General features: G+C 69.8%; 16 protein-coding genes and 1 pseudogene. 10 read left to right on the top strand and 7 right to left on the bottom strand.

What is annotated here, in order from left to right; translation table 11 throughout:
- Positions 1 to 206: 206 nt before the first annotated feature.
- The 3 genes from QT196_RS34580 to QT196_RS34570 form a co-directional block, all read right to left on the bottom strand.
- Positions 207 to 1,547, bottom strand: a complete 1,341-nt coding sequence (locus QT196_RS34580; RefSeq protein WP_290356341.1) for an MFS transporter — start codon at positions 1,545 to 1,547, stop codon at positions 207 to 209.
- Positions 1,548 to 1,902: 355 nt separating this feature from the next.
- A complete protein-coding gene (locus QT196_RS34575; RefSeq protein WP_168484189.1) occupies positions 1,903 to 2,325 on the bottom strand; it encodes a hypothetical protein in 423 nt (140 codons plus the stop codon).
- A gap of 267 nt (positions 2,326 to 2,592) precedes the next feature.
- On the bottom strand, positions 2,593 to 3,756 hold the full coding sequence (locus tag QT196_RS34570) for an NAD-dependent formate dehydrogenase (RefSeq protein ID WP_168482601.1): 1,164 nt from the start codon (positions 3,754 to 3,756) through the stop codon (positions 2,593 to 2,595).
- A 183-nt stretch (positions 3,757 to 3,939) separates the two neighbouring features.
- On the opposite strand from QT196_RS34570, the gene QT196_RS34565 reads away from it, so the two are divergent.
- The 7 genes from QT196_RS34565 to QT196_RS34540 all read left to right on the top strand — a co-directional run bounded on the left by QT196_RS34565 (position 3,940) and on the right by QT196_RS34540 (position 9,835).
- Entirely contained in the window at positions 3,940 to 4,437 is a 498-nt protein-coding gene (locus tag QT196_RS34565) for a CrcB family protein (protein ID WP_290356340.1), read from the top strand.
- On the top strand, positions 4,434 to 4,802 hold the full coding sequence (gene crcB / locus QT196_RS34560; RefSeq protein WP_168482600.1) for a fluoride efflux transporter CrcB: 369 nt from the start codon (positions 4,434 to 4,436) through the stop codon (positions 4,800 to 4,802). The genes QT196_RS34565 and crcB overlap by 4 nt, the downstream gene beginning before the upstream one ends.
- A gap of 138 nt (positions 4,803 to 4,940) precedes the next feature.
- Entirely contained in the window at positions 4,941 to 5,219 is a 279-nt protein-coding gene (locus QT196_RS39455) for an FmdB family zinc ribbon protein (RefSeq protein WP_168482599.1), read from the top strand.
- An 81-nt stretch (positions 5,220 to 5,300) separates the two neighbouring features.
- Positions 5,301 to 5,939 carry an AmiS/UreI family transporter gene (locus QT196_RS34555; RefSeq protein WP_290356339.1) on the top strand — a complete coding sequence of 213 codons (639 nt, stop codon included), beginning with the start codon at positions 5,301 to 5,303 and terminating at the stop codon, positions 5,937 to 5,939.
- Between the two features lie 24 nt (positions 5,940 to 5,963).
- The gene (gene fmdA / locus QT196_RS34550; RefSeq protein ID WP_168482597.1) at positions 5,964 to 7,214 is read left to right on the top strand and encodes a formamidase; all 1,251 of its coding nucleotides are present in this window, start codon (positions 5,964 to 5,966) and stop codon (positions 7,212 to 7,214) included.
- Between the two features lie 167 nt (positions 7,215 to 7,381).
- Positions 7,382 to 8,833, top strand: coding sequence for a hypothetical protein (locus QT196_RS34545; protein ID WP_266732601.1), 1,452 nt, complete (start codon positions 7,382 to 7,384; stop codon positions 8,831 to 8,833).
- 96 nt (positions 8,834 to 8,929) lie between these two features.
- Positions 8,930 to 9,835 carry a hypothetical protein gene (locus tag QT196_RS34540; protein ID WP_168482596.1) on the top strand — a complete coding sequence of 302 codons (906 nt, stop codon included), beginning with the start codon at positions 8,930 to 8,932 and terminating at the stop codon, positions 9,833 to 9,835.
- Here QT196_RS34540 and QT196_RS34535 read toward each other — a convergent pair.
- Positions 9,729 to 10,313, bottom strand: coding sequence for an NUDIX hydrolase (locus tag QT196_RS34535; protein ID WP_323139136.1), 585 nt, complete (start codon positions 10,311 to 10,313; stop codon positions 9,729 to 9,731). The genes QT196_RS34540 and QT196_RS34535 overlap by 107 nt on opposite strands.
- A gap of 244 nt (positions 10,314 to 10,557) precedes the next feature.
- Between QT196_RS34535 and QT196_RS34530 the strand changes: the two genes are divergently transcribed.
- Entirely contained in the window at positions 10,558 to 11,607 is a 1,050-nt protein-coding gene (locus QT196_RS34530) for an HD domain-containing protein (RefSeq protein WP_266732598.1), read from the top strand.
- 109 nt (positions 11,608 to 11,716) lie between these two features.
- Here QT196_RS34530 and QT196_RS34525 read toward each other — a convergent pair.
- A pseudogene (locus tag QT196_RS34525) lies at positions 11,717 to 11,911 on the bottom strand (VOC family protein); the annotation flags it as partial.
- 89 nt (positions 11,912 to 12,000) lie between these two features.
- Here QT196_RS34525 and QT196_RS34520 point away from each other — a divergent pair.
- A complete protein-coding gene (locus QT196_RS34520) occupies positions 12,001 to 12,828 on the top strand; it encodes an SDR family NAD(P)-dependent oxidoreductase (protein ID WP_266732596.1) in 828 nt (275 codons plus the stop codon).
- A 13-nt stretch (positions 12,829 to 12,841) separates the two neighbouring features.
- Here the strand turns inward: QT196_RS34520 and QT196_RS34515 are convergent, their stop codons facing one another.
- Together QT196_RS34515 and def are read right to left on the bottom strand one after the other, a co-directional pair.
- A complete protein-coding gene (locus tag QT196_RS34515) occupies positions 12,842 to 12,985 on the bottom strand; it encodes a hypothetical protein (protein ID WP_168476351.1) in 144 nt (47 codons plus the stop codon).
- 48 nt (positions 12,986 to 13,033) lie between these two features.
- Positions 13,034 to 13,696 (bottom strand): peptide deformylase, encoded by a 663-nt coding sequence (gene def / locus QT196_RS34510; protein ID WP_168482592.1) that lies wholly within the window; start codon positions 13,694 to 13,696, stop codon positions 13,034 to 13,036.
- Positions 13,697 to 13,809: 113 nt separating this feature from the next.
- On the opposite strand from def, the gene QT196_RS34505 reads away from it, so the two are divergent.
- Entirely contained in the window at positions 13,810 to 14,388 is a 579-nt protein-coding gene (locus QT196_RS34505) for a helix-turn-helix domain-containing protein (RefSeq protein ID WP_266732588.1), read from the top strand.
- Positions 14,389 to 14,472: the final 84 nt, after the last annotated feature.

Raw genomic sequence — 14,472 nt, 5'->3', positions numbered from 1 at the left:
GACCGTTACCGCGCCTCCGGTCGATATCCCTTGCTGGTCCGGAGAGTTGAGTCCCGCAACTTCAAGGAGAAGAATCCCCATGGACATCCTCACGCACCTGCTGGCCAACATCCTGCACTTCGTGGGTTGGCTGGTCTGACAGACCTCACCCCCCAAGGCGCCGCCCGTCCCTGTCCCGGGACGGGCGGCGCCTTCGTGTCCGCCGGCTACTTCTCCAGCTCCTGCCGTGCCGTCTCCGGCAGCGTCAGATAGACGAGGAACGACACCAGGCACAGCGCGGCCACGTACCAGGGGAAGAGTCCGGCGTGACCGGCCTGCTTGAACCAGGTGCCGACGTACGGGGCGGTGCCGCCGAAGAGGGCGACGGTGAGCGAGTAGGGGAAACCGATGCCGGCGGCGCGCACCCGGGCGGGGAACACCTCGGCGTTCACGGCCGCGGCGACCGAGGTGTATCCGGTGAGCAGCACCATGCCCGCGCACTGCACCAGCAGGAGCGAGACGAACGAGTCGGTGACCAGGTGCAGCAGCGGCACGGCCAGGACGGCGAAGCCCAGGGAGAAGCCGAGCAGCAGCGGTTTGCGGCCGATGCGGTCCGAGAGCAGTCCGCCGAGCGGCTGGAGCAGGGCGAAGAAGATGAGCGAGAGGGTTCCGACGGTGAGCGCCTCACCCTTGTCGAAGCCCGCGTTGACCTGCGCGTAGGTGGGCAGGTAGGTGGTCCAGGTGTAGTAGGCGATGGTGCCGCCGGCGGTGATACCGCAGATCAGCAGCGACTGGCGGGGGTGGCGGCGCAGCGCCTCGAAGAGGCCGGGGCGATCGGCCGCCTGCTTTTCGATTGGGGTCTCCCCTGCTCGAACGGCGTTGAGAGCTTGGGGAAGGGTCTCCTGGGCGCCGCGCCGGATCCACAGGCCCAGCAGGCTCAGCAGCGCGCCGATCAGGAAGGCCACCCGCCAGCCCCACTCCCCCATCTGCTGCTCGGTGAGCAGCGCGGCGAGCAGCGCCGCGGTCGCGGACGCCAGCAGCTGGCCGGCGGTGGTGGACACGTACTGGAAGCTGGAGAACAGCCCGCGCCGGCCGGGCCCCGCCGATTCGACGAGGAAGGTCGTGGAGGCGGCGAACTCCCCTCCTACCGACAGGCCTTGGACCAGGCGGGCGAGGACCAGCACGAGCGGGGCGAGGATTCCGGTGGCCGTATAGGTGGGGGTGAGCGCGACCAGCAGACTGCCGCCGCCCATCAGCAGGATGGTGAGGGTCAGTGCGCTGCGCCGGCCGTGGCGGTCGGCGATCGCGCCCATCAGCAGTCCGCCGACCGGCCGCATGAAGAAGCCGACCGCGAAGACCGCGAAGGTCGAGAGCAGCGGGACCAGGGAGTTGCCGGCGCCCGTCGGGAAGACCTGCTCGGCGAAGTAGACCGCGAGGAAGGAGTACGCGTACCAGTCGTACCACTCGACGGCGTTGCCGATGGAGGCGGCGGCCAGTTGCCGCAGCCGCGACGGGGGGCGGACGCTGTCGGGCGTCCGGTCCTTGGCCAGGTGTTCGGCGTTCGACATGGTCCTCCGCTCCCGGTTCTTCTCCTCGGCCGCTGCGGCTGGGGCAGGATGAGCCGTCAGGTGATCATGTACCAGGAAAGCGGGGATGGTCCAGGGTCGCGAGCGGACCGAGTACGGGGGGCTCTCTGCGCCCCGCGTCCGTAGAGGGGGACGATCACCACGCTCGCAGTCCGGCGGTCCGAACTCCGGTAGCAGCGGCCGCCCTTACGGTTCGGCTTGCGCAATATGTGTGGCCGAGTTCGTATTTGACGCACCATCAGCCGCGACGCAGCAGAAGAAGCAGTCCGGCAGCCGAACCGAACGGAGGGAGCCCCCGATGTGGGGGCTCCCTCCGTACGCGTTCAGGCTCGGGCCGTCAGAGCTTTCCGCCGATCTCGCACGCCTGGCACGGCGGGCGGCCGCAGGTGCACTGCATGATGGCCTCCAGCACCTCACGGTCGTGGTAGAGGCACTCGTCCCGGCAGGTGTGGCGCGGGATGAAGCCGGCGGGGATCTCGCCGGGCCAGGGCTCGTGGCCGTCGCGGCAGCGGAGGAAGCGCTCGGGGTCGTTGGCGTGCAGGTCGTGCATGCTCGACCGGGCCTCGTCCTCCAGCTCCCGTACCCGCTCCACCAAGCTCCTGAGCTCGGCGGCGATACCGGAGTACCGGTCGGAACCGGTCCGCACATGGGCGGAGCGCAGCGCCATGGCCGCGTTGCCCAGAAATCTGCCGGCATCCTGCAGGTCGGTCACGTGATGCATCTGAATGCCGTTCACGCCTCGCACCCACACGGCGTCCATGCTGCTCACTGATCCACCTTCCCGGATTTCACCTTGGTTTTCTTGCGAAACAGTATGCGCGGCGCCGGTGCCTTCGCATATGGAAAAATCATTCTTTTATGGACGCTAAAGGTCTCGCCTCGCGCCCGTCCAGGAATTTCGGCGTGAGTCCGCTCACAGCAGGGTGGTGGATCTTCGGGAATTTCTCCAAGATTGCTGGATCTTTCAAGGGCCCGTAAAAATCTTCCCTCTCCCGGTGTTTTTGCCGTCCGCCGTGGCCAGCGTCTGTCACCCGGCGACCGTGTACGAGCGCGCTCCCGCCCCGGCGAGACCGCCCCCGTCGACGATCAGGTACTCCGGGCGGATGGGCCGCCCGTCGAGCCAGTGCTCCAGGATCTCCCGGGTGCCGGCCGAGTAGCGGGCCTGCGCCGACAGCGTCGTACCGGATACGTGCGGGGTCATCGCCTCGTACGGCATGGTGCGCCACGGGTGGTCGGGCGGTGGCGGCTGCGGATACCAGACGTCACCGGCGTAACCGGCCAGCCGGCCGCTGTTGAGGGCCCGCACCACGGCGTCCCGGCTGACGATCAGGGCGCGTGCGGTGTTGACAATGTACGAACCGCGCTTCATGGCGCCGATCAGCTCGTCGTCGAAGAGGTTCTGCGTCTGCGGGTGCAGCGGGGTGTGGATCGACAGCACGTCGATCGCGGAGGCCAGCGAACGGGCGTCGGGGTGATAGGTCAGCCCCAGCTCTTCCTCGACCTCCGGGGGCAGCCGGTGCACGTCGCAGTAGTGCAGGGTGACGTCGAACGGCTTGAGGCGGCGCAGCACCGCCTGGCCAATACGGCCGGAGCCGAGCACGCCGACATCCATGCCTTCGAGGTCGTAGGCGCGCGCCGCACTGTCCGCGATGTTCCAGCCTTCCTTGGCGGTCACCCACTCATGGGAGGGCAGGTAGTTGCGGACCAGCGTGAGGATCTGCATGACGGCGTGCTCGGACACGCTGATGCTGTTGCTGAACGTCACCTCCGCCACCGTCATGCCGTGCGAGATGGCGCTCGGCAGGTCGACATGGTCCGACCCGATCCCGGCGGTGATCGCGAGTTTGAGGCGGGGAGCCCCGGCGATGCGCTCGGGGGTCAGATAGGCGGGCCAGAAGGGCTGCGAGATCACCACGTCGGAGTCGGGCAGCTCACGGTCCAGCGTGGAGCCCGCTCCTTCCTTGTCGGACGTGACGACGAGGGTGTGGCCCCGCTCCTCCAGGAAGCGGCGCAGCCCCAGTTCTCCCGAGACGCAGCCGAGCAGCTGGCCAGGGGTGAAATCGATGGCTTCCGGGGTCGGCGCGGTCTGACCGCCCGGATAGCCGGTGATGGTGGGAATCCCGTCGCGGGCGTAATCGGGGGGATATCCGCCCACGGGGTCCGGATAGAGCACCGCAAGGATCTTTGCCATGGCCGTCCTCCAACGGTGGGGGGCCATTGCTCCGGCAAACCGGCCGGTCGTGGAACCGTCGGTTCCGGTGATCAAATTTTAGTCGCGCGGGCCTCGGCGCGGCAATCCCCGGCGATAATGGAGGAGCTGGGCCGGTGATGGAGTGATGCGGCTATTTCGATGAGGGCTGCGGCAGGTAGTGGGGTGCCCGAGCCGGACGGTGGGCCCGTACGGGCCCGCGAGCCGTTCCGCGCCCGTGTGGGGCGGCGTGTCCTGGCGGTGGTCGCGCTGGGCGGCCTGCTGGGCGGGACGGCGCGCTATGTGCTGGGCCTGGCCTTTCCCGCACACGCGGGGACGTTCCCGCTGACGACGTTCGCCATCAATGTGTCCGGCTCGTTCCTGCTGGCGCTGCTGGTGGTGTACGTGCTGGAGATCTGGCCGCCGACCCTGTACGTGCGGGCGTTCGCCGGTGTCGGATTCCTCGGGGCGTTCACCACCTTCTCGACCTGGATGGTCGACACCGACCGCCTTCTGGGCCATGGCCACCCCGCGGTCGCGGCGGTCAATGTCGTCGGCAGTCTCGCCGCCGGCCTGGGCGCCACCGTGCTGGGCCTGGCGGTCGGGCGGCTGGCGCGGGCGCGGCGGGCCCGGAGCGCCACCCGGCGCCGCCGCGGCCGGCGATACGGCTGGTGGGTACGGTGATCACCCTGCTCGCCGTCGCCGCGGCGGCCGCGGTCGGGGCGGTCGCGCGCTATGTCCTCGACCAGTACGTGCAGTACCGCAGCCCGGGGTCGTTCCCGCGCGGCATCTGGCTGGTCAACATCACCGGCGCGTTCGTGCTGGGGCTGGTGGTGGGCCTCGGCGCACGGCACGGACTGCCGTCGCACGTCGTGACCATCCTCGGCGCCGGTTTCTGCGGTGCCTATACGACGTTCTCCACATTCAGTTACGACTTGGTCCACCTGTGCGAGAAAGGGCAGGTCAGGAAGTCCCTGTGGTACGCCGGGGCGAGCCTCGCGGCAGGGCTGGCGGCAGCGGCGGCGGGGCTCGCGCTCGGGGCGCTCTGACCGAGGGCGGGCCCGGCCGTCCGCGACTTGACACCTGAAGGGACGAGAAGTCTCCTGGAAGTGACGAAGTGAACTGTGGCGCACGCGTATCGGGGCGCACCACACTCACTCGGGCTGGCCGGCATCCGGAGGCTGCTGATGGCCACCTATGAATATCTGTGCAGCCGCTGTGGGCCCTTCGACGTGAAGTTGGCGATCGGGACGGCGCCCCAGAATCATGGCTGCCCTGTCTGCGCAGCCGCCGCGAGACGCGTGTATTCCTCGCCCGGCCTCACGCTGACCCCGGACGGGGTCGCCGCCCTCCATGCACGGGAGGAGCAGGCCCGTGAGGCCCCGGCAGTGGTCTCCGAAGTCCCGGCGGGCAAGAGGGTGCCGAGGCGCCCGCATCCCGCGCTCTCGCAGCTGCCGCGCCCCTGAGGGCGGTGGTCGACCAGGCAGAACATCACAGGCGGGATTCGACGATTCCGTCCCCCACGCGGACTGAGGAGGTGCGTCCCCGTGGGCAACGTGGGACTGCTCTTTGTCGGTGCGGTGCTGTTCATCAACGGAATGCTGTTGCTGGGAAAGGTCGACGGCAAAGCGGCAGCGGTGTTCAACCTTTTCGTAGGTGCACTTCAGGTGCTGACCCCGACCTACCTCATCATTGCCGCCGCCGGTGATCCCATCAAGATCCTGGCGGTGTCCGGCATTTACCTGTTCGGCTTCACCTACCTCTACGTAGGTATCGGACTCCTGGCCGACCTCGACACCACCGGCGTCGGCTACTACTCGTTGTTCGTGGCAGTCGCGGCCCTGGGATACTCGTTCGTCAACTTCCATGTCCTGAAGGACTATCCCTTCGGCGTCATCTGGCTGTACTGGGCATTCCTGTGGTTCCTGTTCTTCCTGCTGCTCGGGCTCAAGTGGGACAGCCTTACCACCTATACGGGCTATGTCACGGCGATCGAGGGCTGGGTTACCGGTGCGATTCCCGCGGCGCTGCTGCTCTCCGGTTACTGGAAACACCCCACCGAAACCGCCATCGCACTCGCGGCCTTCGGCGTGGTGGTGTTCGCCGCCCTGTGGCCGCTCACCCGGAATTCGCGGAAGCCTGCCCCGGCGGCCCCGGAGGCCGGAAGTGTGGGCGCACAAACGTGACCGGATCAGAAACGAGGAACTGTCATGCCCGAAATTCTCTTCAATGTGGACCACAGCAAGTCAATGCGTGACCAGGACGTCCCCGGGCACAACAGGTGGCACCCGGACATCCCGACGGTCGCCATGGTGAAGCCCGGCGCGGAATTCCGCATGGAGTGCCGCGACTGGACCGACTGCCAAGTAGGCAACAACGACTCCGCCAACGACGTACGCGACATCGACCTGACCATCCCTCACATGCTCAGCGGCCCGATAGGCGTGGAGGGCGCCGAACCCGGTGACCTGCTCGTCGTCGACATACTCGACCTCGGCCCCGTGCCGCAGCAGTCCGGGGACGCGGCGGGCCAGGGCTGGGGCTACACCGGCATCTTCGCCAAGGCGAACGGCGGTGGCTTCCTGACCGACTATTTCCCGGACGCCTACAAGGCGATATGGGACTTCCACGGGCAGCAGGCGGTCTCCCGCCACCTCCCCGGAATACGGTTCACCGGGATAACCCACCCCGGGCTGTTCGGAACCGCCCCGTCCGCCGAGATGCTCGCCCGCTGGAACACCCGCGAGAAGGCGCTGATCGACACCGACCCGAACCGGGTCCCGCCGCTCGCCGTACCGCCGGACAGCACCAACGCGCTCCCCGGCACGGCCACCGGAGACCTCGCCACCCGCATCGCCGCGGAAGGTGCACGCACGGTGCCGGCCCGTGAGAACGGAGGCAACCACGACATCAAGAACTTCACCCGCGGCTCACGGGTCTTCTACCCCGTGTACGTGAAGGACGCCAAGCTCTCGGGCGGCGATCTCCACTTCAGCCAGGGCGACGGAGAGATCACCTTCTGCGGCGCCATCGAGATGGGCGGTTTCATCGACTTCCACGTCGAACTGATCAAGGGCGGCATGGAGACGTACGGCATCACCACCAACCCCGTCTTCATTCCGGGCAACGTCGAGCCGAGGTACACGGAGTTCCTCACCTTCATCGGGGTCTCCGTCGACCACGACACGGACACGAACTACTACCTGGACGCGACGCTGGCCTACCGCCGGGCCTGCCTCAACGCCGTCGAGTACTTCAAGAAGTTCGGCTACAGCGGAGAGCAGGCCTACCTGCTGCTCGGCTCCTCCCCCATAGAGGGACGCATCAGCGGCATCGTCGACATCCCCAACGCCTGCTGCTCGCTGTACGTGCCCACCGCCATGTTCGACTTCGACGTCCGCCCGACCACCGCCGGCCCGATGAAGGCCGACCGCGGTCAGTGCGCGATGGCCGCGGCCTGAACTCACGTCAGGAAGGACCCAGGACCCGCCCTGCCGGCCCCCGGCCCACGGCCTGGAGCCGGGGGGCCGGGGGCCATTGCCGGGTGTGATGGCCGGGTGTGATGGCCGGGAAGGGCTGCGACAGGTGTGCGACCCCGCTGTCAGTGGGGATTCCTACACTGATCGGGATGCCCTTCGCACAGGCGGTGCGGGGGCGCGCGCCCGGGGGGAGGGAGCAGCAGATGGTGCTGCGGCAGGACTTACCACCACAGCGTCCCGGTGCGGCCGACCGCGCGCCCGTGGCGGATCCCGGCCCGCCGCCCGAGGCCGCCCCGCGTGTCCTGGCCCCGGCCCGGCTGCTGCCGTGGCTGGCGCGGCTGGGTGTGCCGGCCGCCGCGTTCGCCGTGTTCCAGGCGCTGTTGGGGATCCTGCCGCAGAATCTCGCGGGCGAGGCGGCGCGCTACTGCGTGGCGGCGACCGCCGGGGCCGCTGTCGGCGCCGTGGTGTGGCTGGCGGCGGCCCTGCTGCGGGCCCGCGCCGCGGCCGCCTCCGCCGTACCACCGCCCGTCCCCGCGCCCGCGCCCGCCGGGTCGCTGCCGGAGCTGGTGGACGGCACGTACCAGGCGCTCCGGCGCGGTCTCACGGTGATCGAGGTGCCCGGCCGCGGACCGCTCACAGGCTGGCCGCACTCCCTCGCGGAGAGCGAACCGCCGGTGCATCCGACGGCGTTCGGCACGGCGTACGGGCTGCATCTGCTGCTCGACATCGCGCCCTGCGACGGCCGAATACGGGCCGGTGAGGTGGCCGAGACGCTGTGGCGGCTGCGGCTTCCCGGCGGCGGGTGGGCCGCCCGCTCCCAGGGCAGCGGGGCGCGCCCCGAGGTGTCCGCGATCGTGCTGGGTGCGCTGGCGCGGGCCGGTGCCGATCCACGGCTGCTGGAGGCCGAAATACGCTCCTGCGAGGTGCTGTGGGACCCGGACCATGACGCGTCGGGGCTGGCGAACACCTATGTGGTCACCAATGTGCTGCGCGGGCTGCTGCGGGCGGCGCCCGGGGCCACCGCGCTGGACGGCCTGCGGGAGGTGCTGGTCAATGGCGCCACCGCCGATCCGGCGCGCGACCACCACCGCTGCTGGGGCGCGGCGCTGGCCACCGGCCACGGCAATCCGGCGCCGTCCGCGGTGCACACCGCACGGGCCGTGGTGGCACTGGACCGGGCCGCACGGGTCCTGGGCGAGGACGAGCGGCAGCGGGCGGTGCGCGAGGAGGGGGTGCGCTGGCTGCTGGCCGGCCCGGCGGCGCCAGGGGGCGGCGCGTCCGATCTGCTGAACTGCCAGGAAGAGGTCCGGCGGCCGGTCCAGGAGGATCCGCTGCATCAGGAGCTGCTGTCCGTACGGCACTTCGCGGCCGCGTGGGTGGCCCGCGCGCTGATGACGGACGGTGCCCGGCAGGTGGCGGCCGAGGAGGTGGGGCTGCCGGTGTGGGAGGCACAGCTGACCGCTGCCGTGGCGCGGGTACACGGTATGCAGCAGGGCGGGGTGTGGCGATGGGACGACGGGCCCATGGGCCACCCGGTATGGATGGCGTATCAGGGCCTGTCGGTGCTGCGGCGGTACGCCCTGATGGTCTACCGGCCATGAGGCGGGCCGGGGCCGAGGGGCGGGGTGCTCTTCTGGGCTGCCGGTTCGGTTCAGGAGCCGTATGCGGCCAGGGGGTTCGGTGAAGGGGAGGCGGAGATGCAGGTCGAGGAGGCCCGTCGGCTGCTGGTGGAAGGGCTGGGCGCGGGACCGGAGCCGCCGTCGCCCGAGTCGGCGCGCCAGGTGACCGCCCAGCTGGCGCACCCCGGCACGCTCGGTCCGCTGGTCCGCCGATTATCCGTCGGCGATCTGGAACTCGCGGAGTGCGTCCGGCTGTCGTACCGCCATGTGCTGGGCTTCGACAAGCTGTTGCTGCTGGCCGGTGCGCCCCGGTTCATGCTGCGGATCCATTTCTGGCACGGTGCGGCCGGCGCCGTCTCCGAGGACATCCACAATCACCGCTGTGCGATCGCCTCGGCGGTGGTCCGCGGCCGGGTACGGATGGAGTGCTACGAGCCGGCCGCGGACGGTGTGCCCGCGATCGCCTACCGGGAGACCATCGACGGCCCCGGCGGGGCCTGGCGCCTGCGACGGGTCGGCGACGCACGGCTGCGGCTGCTGCACACCGAGCAGTACGGCGCCGGGCGGAGCTATGGCCTGGCCGCCCGTACGCTGCACCGGGTGGTGAGCGAGGAGCCGACGGTGACGCTGTTCCTGGAGACCGCGCCACAGCGATCGGTGACCGATGTCTATGTCAGGAGCCGCAGCCGCGTCAGGGACCGCGGCTCGGACAGGGACGACTGCGGCTCCGTCAGGGACAGCGGCGGTGATCCGGGCCCGGCCGGCGGCACCGGCCGGACCGGCGAGGTCAGGCCCGGCAGCGAGGCCGGGTCCGCCGGTGAGGTCAGGTCCGGCGGCGAGGTCCAGGCCCCCGGTGAGGCCAGGTCCGCCCGTGAAGTCAGCCCCGGCGGCGCCGAACGCGCGGATCCACCGCCCAAGACTCCGCTGCCGCCGGCCGCCTACCTTGCTGAACTCGACGCCCTGGCAGCGTCTTTGGGCTATTGAAAGGGGGCAGACCAGGGTGCCCGAAGCGGGCCGTCATGGCGCGGAGCCCGGCGGCGTCCAGCCGCCCGCCGAGCGCCTGCCGGATCACCGTGAGGTTGTAGGCGTCCACCCCCGCCTCGGCCAGCTCGGCGGGCCGCACCCAGCGGTGGGCCTGGTCCGGGCTGGGCAGGACGACATCCAGCGTCAGCGGGCGGACAACGAAGTTCTCCTGATGGTTGTGGACGCGGCGGCCCTGGTAGTCACTGAGGAAGCTGGTCGAGCCGGTGTGCGCGACGATGGTGCCGAGCAGCCCGGTCTCCTCCTTCAACTCCCGCAGGGCACCGCTCTCGGCGGTCTCCCGACGATCGAGCTTCCCGCACGGCACCCCCCAGGCGCCGGGCAGAAATCGCTCGCGGTAACTACGGCGCACGATCAGCACACGGGCGTGGTGCACCACCACCGCCGCGGCCAGATAAGTGTCGGCTGCAATCTGGTTCATCGGACTTCTCGCAATCCGAAGAGACGGGCCTCAGGCCCGTGGCGGACGTCCACCGTACCGGCGATGAATCACCGGCGGACCGGTTCCGGAGCACATGACACCCGGGCATTCCGGCGGAGCGGCAGGGTCCGCCTGCATGATCGTCCGGCGACGAACTCCACGCGTACGGAGCGCGCGTACCCGCTCATGATCGACGGGAAGCCGGCCGCCGGCAGCGGGTATCCGCTCGCCCTAGAGTGACCTGGTGGACAGCCCAAAGAACCCAAGCTCGCCGCCCGGAAACGAGACCGCCGCCGCCGGGCCCGTCCCGACCAATGTGGTGGGCCTGACCACGGTGTTCACCGACCCCCTGTGGCAGATTCCCGTCCGCCTGCACCCCGTGGAAGTCGCCCTCCTAAGGACCGAACCGCTCCGGCGCCTGCACTTCGTCGCACACGGCGGAGCCTCGACGGTCAGCACCTTGCAGTCGTACTCCAGGCTTGAGCACACCCTCGGTGTCCTCGCACTGGTCGCACACTTCCGTCCGGAGGACGAACTGCTGCGGGTCGCGGCGCTGTTGCACGACATCGGCCATCTGCCCCTGAGCCACACCTTCGAAGGCGTGGCCGGACTCGATCATCACGCCATCGGTGTGCAGCTGGTGCGGACCGACCCGATCCGTCCCGTGCTGGAGAAGCACGGGATCAGCCCCGAGGCCGTCGCCACCGCACTCGGCGGGACGGCCCACTCGCCCCTCACCAACCGCTCGGGCCTCCTGAATCTCGACCATCTCGACTCCTACGTACGCAGCGGGCGGGCCGCCGGACGTCTCAACACCGATCCAGCCGCCCTCCTGGACCGCCTCGGCCTCGAAGACGCCGCGGTGTCAGCCGACCCCGCGACGGCCGCCTCGCTTGTCGACCTCATCTGCGCGGAAGCCCGACTGCACACCTCGTGGGACAACGTCGGCCCGGCCTCGGTGGTCCGCCGCCTGGCCCGCCAACTGCTCGACGGCACACCCCTCGCCCCGGCCCGGCTCGCCCGGATGACAGATCCGCAGCTGTGGACCGCGTTCGACTCCTGCGCCGTCACACAGGCGGAGAGCACCATGGTCCGCTACGAGCTGCACCGATTGAACGTCGAGGCCGGATCCACTCCCCCGGACCGCCCCGGCTGGACCTTCTCGCTACGCAAGATCTACAGCTCCGCGCCGCTGGTGGAGGGACAACGGATCGAGGCGGCCGCACCCGAGCTGGCAGCTGAGTTGGCTGCGCTGCAGGCGTTGCCCACCACCTTCCACGTCTGGTGGAGCTGACCGCCGTCCGCCGCGGGACGCCGCCGCCAGGTGCGTCGAGCCGTCAGCGCTGAGGCGTACCGGAACCAGGACGCCGCTCACAGCCCCAACCGAGCGGCTGTGACCAGCACTCCTTCAGCAGCCCGATGCGCGGCAGCCCGCGGGGCGGGATTCCTCCGTACGCCGCCTTGAGCCCGGTCCGGAAGTCCTCGTGCAACCCCTCGACGTCATCGGTACGGATGCAGCAGGTGCTGCAGGACTCCGCCGGGTCCTACCGCTTCATCCCGAAGTGGAGCTGAACGCCGCCGCGCTCCACGACCGCGTACGTTACTGAGCGGCGAATTTACTGGTGGTGGCGACACCAGGTTCAGCACGCACTGTCGGTCATCGCGCCCTGCCCGCAGGCTGGTTGTCATGACGCGACGTACCACCTTGATCACCGGCGCCACCCAGGGAATGGGACGCGGCCTGGCACTCGATCTCGCCGCCCGCGGGGGCACCGTTCTGCTGCACGGCCGCGACCCTGATCGTCTCGGGAAGGTGGCGGCCGAGGTACGCGCCGCCGCCCCCGACACCACCGTCCGTACCTACCTCGCGGATCTGGCCGACCTCGACCAGGTGTACGCGATGGCCGACCGGATCCGGGCGGCGGAGCCCCGGCTCGACGGGGTGATCAACAACGCCGTCGCGGGCGGCGGCACCGAGCCGCTCCGGCGCGAGGTGAGCCGGCAGGGCCATGAGCTGCGGTTCGCCGTGAACCACCTCGCCCCGTACGCCCTCACCCGTGCGCTGCTACCGCTGCTGACCACCTCGACGCCGGCCCGCGTGGTCAACGTCGCCTCGATCGGGCAGGAGGCCATCGACTTCGACAACCTCATGCTGGAGCGGGACTACGAGGGGCTGCGCGCCTACTGCCGGAGCAAGCTCGCGCTGATCATGGCGACCTTCCATCTGGCCGCCGAGCTGGCCGGGACCGGCGTCACGGTCAACACGCTGCACCCGGCCCATCTCATGGACACCGACGGGGTGCGCGCGTACGGCCTGACTCCGCTCATCGGCATCGAGGAAGGGGTGCGCCCGACCGTCCGGCTGCTGCTCGATCCGGATCTCGCCACAACCACGGGCCGCTACTTCGACCGGTTCACCGACACCCGGGCACACGCTCAGGCCTACGACATCGCCGCCAGGGAGCGCCTGATGCAGCTGACGCACACCCTCATTGAGCGGCCGGCTGCCGGATAGCCGTCACCGTGCCTCACCTGATCCGGCGGAGCAGCCGCTCCTTGGCCGTGGTGAAGGGCGGGTAGACGGCCCGCACGGTGTCGGGGAAGAGCGGCTTGCTGAGAACGGCCTTGACGTTGCTGAACGTCTCGAGGGCCAGCTCGCTCGGCTTGAGCACCGCGCACGAGAACCTGGGCCGGCAGCACACACCAGGAACCGCCGCATCTCACCGCCCCAAATCGGCGGCCTTGATCGCGCGACGGGCGAAGACGTCCTCACGGCGGTCCTCCATCTGCCGCAAGGCATCTTTGCGGTCCCTCTTGGAGAGACGGTCAAGGTAGGTGTGGCCGATGAGGTGATCCGTTTCGTGCTGGAGACACCGGGCGAAGTAGCCCGTCCCCTCGATGACAAGAGGGTTGCCGTCCTTGTCGAGCCCGCGGACGACAGCGCGGTCGGTACGCGGAACCGCCATGGCGGCGCCGGGCACGGACAGACAGCCCTCGACATCGTCAAGGAGCCGGCGACTCCCTGCATCGGGCAGGTCCAGCACCGGGTTGACGAGGTGGCCGACATGACGGATCCCGTCGTCGTCCGGGCAGTCATACACGAACAGCCGCAGATCGACGCCGACTTGGTTGGCCGCCAGGCCCGCACCGTCGGCTGCATACATGGTCCGGAACATGTCGTCGATCAACGCCGACAGTTCCGGGGTTCCGAACGCGGTCACCTCCCGGCACCGACGACTCAGCACCTCCTCCCCCACCACCGTGACCCGGCGCACCGATCCCCGTTCCGCCTCCACCGGCAGAGCCGGATACGAGTCAACGGGCCGCCCCTGCACCCGCACTCGCCGGTCGACGGGACGGGACCGCTCGTGACGAACAGACATGGCTGCCTCCCCTTTTTGTGCACGCCCCAGATGCCGCGGAGGTCACCGCGGCTGATACCGGCAGCAAGGACTGCCGCTTGCCAACTCCTTTGCAAAGTAGCAGAGTTTGCAAAGTGACCGAAGATGACCTCAACGCCCCGGACGAGCGGAGCGCCGGTACCGACGGCGCATTGCGCGAGCACGAAGTCCGCACCGCCCTGTTGGACCTGCTCGCCGAAGTCGGCACCGTCACGGCGACCGAAGCCGCCGACCGGCTGGGTTACAGCTCCGGGCTCTGCTCGTTTCACCTGCGGCAGCTCGCACGGCACGGGTACCTCGAAGAGGCCCCCCACAGTGGGGGCCGGGCACGCCCCTGGCGTCTGCGGCAGCCCCCCTCCGCTGCCGACGGGCCCATGGAGGAGCAGTTCGGCGATCTGGCCCGGGGGCTGGAGGACGAGAGCTGGCAGCGATGGCTGACCCAGCGGGAGGGGGCGCCGCCCGCATGGCGCCATGACGAAGCCTTCAGCGCCGTCGCCTACCTGACGCCCGAAGAGATGAGCCGGGTCGCGGACGTGATCCGGCGGGCGCTCGCGCCCTACCAGGACCGCGAACAGCGCCCCCTGGCCCGGCCCGAGGGCGCTCTGCCGGTGGCCCTCATCACGCGACTGTTCCCGCTGCTTCCCCACAGGGGAGACGGTGCGGACCAGGACTGAGGAATCACCGGACGTCCCGCCGGGGCGAGCGGCACCGGCCGTACGGTGCCCCGGAGGGGAACGCGGCGAGTAATGAGCCAGCGG

The sequence above is a fragment of the Streptomyces sp. P9-2B-2 genome (assembly GCF_030406865.1).
GTDB lineage: Bacteria > Actinomycetota > Actinomycetes > Streptomycetales > Streptomycetaceae > Streptomyces > Streptomyces platensis.
This window is presented reverse-complemented; position numbering and strand designations above follow the sequence as displayed.